Here is a 1,054-nt window from a genome sequence, read left to right on the forward strand (position 1 = left end):
CCGATAGCGTGACCATCAGCTATCTTTTCACTCGCGACGATGGCTATCAGGATGGAGAGGAATATACGATTCCGATACTGGCACAGGGAACTGAATTGGCGGAGGGCACATTGGGTATTCTGTCCGATGCAAAGACGGTTAAAGTGCAATCCGGCGAGGATGAAGAAGTGATGGTGAGTATCACTGACAATCAGTTGGACATCTATAAAGAATCAGTGAATTACTTGACAGGATACAAATATTTGTGCAATGAGCAGCTGGCATCCAAGTTAATCGGTTTGTTGGCTTACCAACAGTATATGCAGAGTAAGGGTGAAAAGGTGAAAGTAGATAAAGCAATTCGACCTATCATCCATCGACTGACGAATCATCAGAACAAACATCAGTTATGGTCGTGGTGGGGGAACTCTGAAAATACTTCTTTCTGGATGTCTGCGCATATTCTGCGGGCTTTGAAGATGGCGCAAGATGCAGGTTATCCTGTGGAGTTGAATCTGAATGGTTTGAAAGTGGAGTATGCTCATACGCGTCCTTATCGAGGAATGAAACTGGAAGATATAGAAATACTTCATGCTCTGCATGAGTGGAAAGTAGAGGCGGATTATTCTTCGGCAGTCAGATTATTGGAACCTTTCGTCCGGCAATTGGAACAGAAAGAAGACTCGTTGGCAAATAGAAACAAGTATTATCGTCCTCTTTCATACTTGAAAGAGAAGCTGCTTCTCTGGGAAATCAAGCAACAGGTGGATTCGGTGAATGTGGGTGATAGCGTACGTCCTTATCTGAAAAAGGATATGCTGGAAGGTGTTTACTGTGACGACGGACGGCGTACTTATTATTGGGAGGGAAATCAGATGATAAATACATTGATAGCCTACCGGATTATTAAAAATGACCCTTCCCTGTGTAAGTTGAAAGAAAATATGCAATTGTATATTTTGCGGACTAAGGAGCGCGGATGGAATACGTATCAGGCTTCTTCGGCTGTGGCAACTGTTCTGACCGATTTGCTGGCAGGTTCCGGAGGGATGTCAGGAACGTCGGTGTCTGTGAG

At 44.3% G+C, this 1,054-nt stretch carries 1 pseudogene; it reads left to right on the plus strand.

The window, feature by feature from the left end:
* Nucleotides 1-1,054: pseudogene (locus AB5935_RS27935) on the plus strand (hypothetical protein); the annotation flags it as partial.

This window comes from Phocaeicola sp. RTP21198st1_B8_RTP21198_201120 (assembly GCF_040929485.1).
GTDB classification, from domain to species: Bacteria; Bacteroidota; Bacteroidia; order Bacteroidales; family Bacteroidaceae; genus Phocaeicola; species Phocaeicola dorei.